Origin of the sequence: Pseudomonas sp. PICF6 (genome assembly GCF_009831705.1) — a bacterium.
GTDB lineage: Bacteria > Pseudomonadota > Gammaproteobacteria > Pseudomonadales > Pseudomonadaceae > Aquipseudomonas > Aquipseudomonas rhizophila.
In genome coordinates, this window is sequence record NZ_WUUD01000035.1 from 265,792 (window position 1) to 271,079 (window position 5,288).

At 59.6% G+C, this 5,288-nt stretch carries 5 protein-coding genes; 4 read left to right on the forward strand and 1 reads right to left on the reverse strand.

Annotated elements, in window-relative coordinates:
• Positions 1-245 precede the first annotated feature (245 nt).
• Genes GSM73_RS25815 through GSM73_RS25830 form a run of 4 tightly spaced genes read left to right on the forward strand, consistent with a single transcriptional unit; the run spans position 246 to position 4,557 of the window.
• Positions 246-1,103, forward strand: coding sequence for a sugar phosphate isomerase/epimerase (locus GSM73_RS25815; protein WP_160894255.1), 858 nt, complete (start codon positions 246-248; stop codon positions 1,101-1,103).
• On the forward strand, positions 1,096-2,145 hold the full coding sequence (locus GSM73_RS25820) for an isopenicillin N synthase family oxygenase (RefSeq protein WP_047229680.1): 1,050 nt from the start codon (positions 1,096-1,098) through the stop codon (positions 2,143-2,145). The genes GSM73_RS25815 and GSM73_RS25820 overlap by 8 nt, the downstream gene beginning before the upstream one ends.
• A 23-nt stretch (positions 2,146-2,168) precedes the next feature.
• Positions 2,169-2,966 carry a transporter substrate-binding domain-containing protein gene (locus GSM73_RS25825; RefSeq protein WP_139049724.1) on the forward strand — a complete coding sequence of 266 codons (798 nt, stop codon included), beginning with the start codon at positions 2,169-2,171 and terminating at the stop codon, positions 2,964-2,966.
• A gap of 49 nt (positions 2,967-3,015) precedes the next feature.
• Positions 3,016-4,557, forward strand: a complete 1,542-nt coding sequence (locus GSM73_RS25830) for an amino acid ABC transporter permease/ATP-binding protein (RefSeq protein ID WP_139049725.1) — start codon at positions 3,016-3,018, stop codon at positions 4,555-4,557.
• 177 nt (positions 4,558-4,734) lie between these two features.
• Here GSM73_RS25830 and GSM73_RS25835 read toward each other — a convergent pair.
• A partial coding sequence (locus GSM73_RS25835; RefSeq protein WP_256677094.1) for an SDR family NAD(P)-dependent oxidoreductase occupies positions 4,735-5,288 on the reverse strand: 554 nt, incomplete at its 5' end.

The window sequence follows — 5,288 nt, forward strand, 5'->3', positions numbered from 1 at the left end:
TCGTTAGGAAACGCACGATAGACGTGCACCGGCGTCCCGGGTTCACGCACCAGGTCGATGTTAGTTCATGGATTTCTGAACTAACTATTTGCTACAGCCTATTCAATCATTTGTCACGATGGCCTTAGGATCCTCCCCACGGGACCGCCGCCATCAGAGCAGCAGCCCGCAGCAGCCCCTTTTCGACTGCCCAGCAACGCCACCAGCCCAATCCGCCAGTGGCCCGACGCAGTCGAGAGGAATGCATGAAGCTAGAGATTTTCCGTACCTTATGGGGCTATACCGCCGGCCATTCATCCGCCCTGGATGAACTGCTCGCCGCCGGTTTTGATGGGATCGAAGCACGCCTGCCACTGCCGGCCAATGAGCGTGGCGAGTTCGGCGCTTTCCTGCGCAGCAATCACGTCCCCTACATTTGCACCCTGTTCAGTGCTTACGATGTCTTGCCTGATCAGCGCGCCACGCCTGCCCAGCACTTGGTCGACATCGATTGTAAGCTCGGCTGGGCCTCGGAGCTGACACCCCGTTTCGTCAATCTGCTTGCAGGCAATGATCGCTGGCCTCTGGCGCAGCAGGTCGAGTTCTTCGGTCAGGCCCTGGAGCTGGCCGCCAGGCATGGGGTGTTCTGCAGTTTCGAGACTCACCGCGCCCGCTCCCTCTATAGCCCTTGGGTGACTCTGGAACTGATTCGCCAACTGCCGGAACTGCGTTTCACCAGTGACATCAGCCATTGGGTGGTGTGCTGTGAGCGGTTACTGGACGACCCGGCCGACGATCTGTCGTCCTTCGTCGAGCGCGTTCATCACATTCAAGCTCGGGTCGGTTATGACCAGGGCCCGCAAGTTCCCCATCCCGCCGCCCCGGAATATGCCCGTGAACTGGTGTTTCACCAGCGTCACTGGGAGGCCGTCTGGGCTTCTCAACTTCAGCGCGGCTATGCAGTCAGCACCCTGACCCCGGAGTTCGGTGCCGACGGGTATCTGCATCACTTGCCCTTCACCAACATGCCAGTGGCCGATCTCTGGACCTTGAACCAGTGGATGGCGCGAACCGAGCGCGAACACTTCAACCGTTTTACCTGTGAAGGAGCCCACCATGAATAAGACTTCGCTGACCCAGGCCAACTTCAATCGCATTCCGGTGGTGAACATCGCCGGCCTCTTCAGTATCGAACTGGAGCATCGCCTTGCAGTGGCCGAGCAACTGGGTCGTGCCGCCAGCGATGTGGGGTTTCTGTACATCACCGGGCACGGCATTGATCCGGCACTGATCGAGGGTCTGCGCCAGGCGAGCGAGGATTATTTCGCGCAGCCCCTGGAGACCAAGATGCGCCATTACATTGGTGCCTCGGAAAGCCACAAGGGCTTCGTGCCCGAAGGTGAGGAGGTGTACTCCAAGGGCAAGCCGGACCACAAAGAGGCCTTCGACATCGGTTTCGAAGTGCCGGTGGACGATCCACTATTCCTGAGTCGAACGCCGCTGCTGGGCCCGAACCACTGGCCCGACGTGCCGGGTTTTCAGGCTGCAGTACAAAATTACTATCAGGCCGTGTTTGCCCTGGGCCGCCGACTGTTCGATGGCTTCGCCCTGGCCCTGGGCCTGGAAGAGGGCTACTTCGACGCACTGGTCACCCGGCCGCCTTCCAAGCTGCGGCTGATCCATTACCCCTTCGACGCCACTGCTGTGGATGCTCCCGGCATCGGCGCGCATACCGACTACGAGTGCTTCACCATCCTGCACGCCGATCAGCCGGGGTTGGAGGTGTTAAACGACCAGGATCAGTGGATCGATGCACCGCCAATGCCCGATGCGTTTGTGGTGAACATCGGCGACATGCTGGAAGTCATGACCGCTGGGACCTTTGTGGCCACCGCTCACCGAGTGCGCAAGGTGGCTCAGGAGCGCTATAGCTTCCCGCTGTTTTACGCCTGCGACTACCACACGCTGATCAAGCCGTTGCCGGCATTCATCAATGACGCTCAGGTCTACGAGGCGTTGACGATTGGTGAACACATGTGGAGTCAAGCCCTGCAGACCTATCAATACCTGCGCAAACGCGTCGAGAACGGCGAGCTTGAACTGCCGTCCCGAGCCCGCAAGCCATCGAGCTTCGGTCGCCTGAAAAACACTGCCACTCATTCCTAAAAAAACCAACGGAGCTTCCCAACATGAAAACCCCCTACGCCTTGACCCGACTGAGTCTGCTCGCCGCTAGTCTGTTCTGTGCCAGTGCCGCCTTCGCCAGCACCGCGACCCCGGGTGTATTGAAGGTCGGTATGGAAATCACCTACCCACCGTTCGAGTCCTATGACGCGAACAAGAATGTGGTCGGCTCCGACCCGGAGTTGGCCCATTCCCTGGCCAAGGCAATGGGCGTCAAGGCCAACTTCGTCGATACCAAGTTTCCCAATCTGCTCAACGGCCTCAACGCCGGGCACTACGACGCAATCATCTCCGGCATGTACATCACCCCGGAGCGCCAGGCCCAGGCCCGGACCATTGCTTATGCCAACACCGGCGCGGCGATCATGGTGCCCAAGGGCAGTGAGTTGAACCCGCAGGTTCCTGAAGACCTGTGTGGCCTGAAAGTCGGGCTGGAGCAGGGCACCACCTGGGTCGGCAAGTTCCGTCAGTTGTCCAGCGACTACTGCGTCCCGAACAACAAGGGTGCCATCACCGTCAGTGAGTTTCCCTCGGCACCCGAGGTGACGCAGGCGCTGCTGTCAAAGAACATCCAGGCTCAAGTGGAAATTGCCGGCGCCGCGCACATGATCGCTCAGCGTACCAACGGCCGTGTGATCGTCAGCTCGCAGAAGTTGGTTTACCCGCAAACTTTGGGCATCTACGTCAAGAAAGACGCCGACGCGACCTATCAGGCGCTGGTCAAGGCGTTGGCTGAGAGCAAGGCCAACGGCGAGTACGCCGCCATTCTCAAGGCGTATGACCTGGAACCAGTCTCTGAGTAATGCCTGAAACCGCGCCCTCGATCGGGGGCGCGGCTTGCGCGAGGTGTCTATGCAATTCGATTGGGCTTACTTTTTTTCGCTGTTCTCCATGGCTGACTTCTGGGCGGCGAGCCTGACCGTCATCGAACTGAGCACCCTGGCCTGGTTTCTGGGCATGCTGCTGGGTTTCGTCCTGGCATCGGCCAAACTGTCGAGCGTGCGCTGGCTGCGCATACCCGCATCACTCTACATCTGGTTCTTTCGCAGCATTCCGCTGCTGGTGCTGGTGGTCTTCGTCTACAACCTGCCGCAGTTGCTGCCCGGTGCCGGGCCGGTGCTGTCGGTGCCATTTTATTCCGGCCTGTTGGCGCTGGTGGTCACTGAGGCCGCCTACATGGCAGAAATTCATCGTGGCGGGCTGATTTCGATCGCCAAGGGTCAGAAGGAAGCGGGCCGTGCCTTGGGACTCGGGCTGCTTGGCGTGCAACGGCTGATCGTTATTCCTCAAGCGTTTCGTATCTCACTGCCGACGTTGATTAACGAATACATCACGGTGGTCAAACTGACCTCGTTGATCTCGGTGATTTCACTGACCGAACTGCTGACTGTCGGCCAGCGCCTGTATGCCCAGAACTTCCTGGTTATGGAGACCCTGGCGGCTGTGGGCGTGTACTACGTGCTGATCGTTACAGTGTTTGGCTTTGCCTTGCAGCGTCTGGAACGTTACCTGGACCTGAACCTGCGTACACCGCAAACCCTGGAGAGCGCCTCGACACAAGTGCTGCGCGACAGTCTGGCACCTAGGGTATCGAGCAAGGTCAGCCTCCCAGCCAAAGGTGCGGCCCCGGCCCTGCACCTGCAGGACGTGCACAAACGCTACGGCGATCATCATGTGCTCAAAGGCATCGACCTGAAGGTGCAAAGCGGCCAGGTGATTTCCATCATCGGCCCGTCCGGCTCCGGCAAGACCTCGTTGATCCGCACCATTAATGGCCTGGAACGCATCGATCAGGGTGAAATCCTGTTGTTCGGGGAGGGCTTCATTAATGCCGAGGACAAACCGGATGGCTCTCGGGTTCGTCAGGGCGTGCAGCGCATCGGCATGGTGTTCCAGAACTTCAACCTGTTTCCGCACCGGACACTGTTGGACAACATCAGCCTCGCCCCTCGTTATCATGGCGTCAGCCGCACACTGAGCGAGCAACGGGCCTGCCAGCTGCTCGACAAGGTCGGCCTGCTGGCCCACGTTCACAAATATCCGCATCAACTGTCTGGCGGCCAGCAACAACGTGTGGCGATCGCCCGGGCCATGGCCATGGACCCGGACATCCTGCTGTTTGACGAACCGACCTCGGCGCTGGACCCGGAACTGGTCGGCGAGGTACTTACGGTGATCGCCGACCTGGCTCGCGAAGGCATGACCCTGCTGATTGTCACTCACGAAATGGAATTTGCCCTGTCTATCTCTGACCGGGTGATTTTCATGGAAAACGGCAACGTGCAGCTGGATGCCTCGCCACAGGCAATCCGCGAAGGGCATGGCGCCCAACGGGTGCGACGGTTTATCGGGTTGGAAGAGTCAGAGGAGGAGCGTTGCCTGTTGATGAGCTGAATTGAGCGCGTTTGGTTGCATGATCCGCTTTATGCCGTGGGCTTTTGACCGTCCCATGGGGGTGTTTGGCCTGCCGGTGCAAGTTCATTGCGGTCGTGGCTGCCAATGCGATAAGGAGATTGCAAAGCCCAGATGAGCCGGCGATGAAAGCTGCCGGATCTTTCGGGTCACTCGGTTTTACGATATCGGTCGCAGGTAGATACCGTTGCTCAGATTTTGCTTGAGCTGCTGGCTCGTCTCGTCCGCCAAAACTTCCGGCTGGTCGTTGGCAACGCCATCCAGTGCGCGCTGGACCACATCGTGAGGGTTTGCCTTTGGCACGCCTTCGATACCGCGCGTCATGTCGGTGTCCACGAACGCAACATGCACGCCCACGACCAGGGTGCCCTGACTTGCCAATCGCAGGCGCAGGCCATTGGTAAGCGACCAGGCCGCCGCTTTGCTTGCCGAATAGGTAACGGTGGTGGGCAGGTTGATCCAGCTCAGGGCCGAGTGCATGTTGACGATTGCACCACCGCCGTTGGCGGCCAGGATCGGTGCGAAAGCCAGGCTGATGGCGAGCGGGGCGACCGCGTTGGTCTCGAACTCGTGGCGAAGGGTTTCCAGGCTAATGCTGTCATGCGCTTCGCCGCTGATGCCGGCGTTGTTGATTAGCAGCGTGAGGTCGTGTGCCTGTTCAGTCGCCGCCGCGATATCTTCGGGACGGGTCACGTCGAGTTTGATTGGCACCA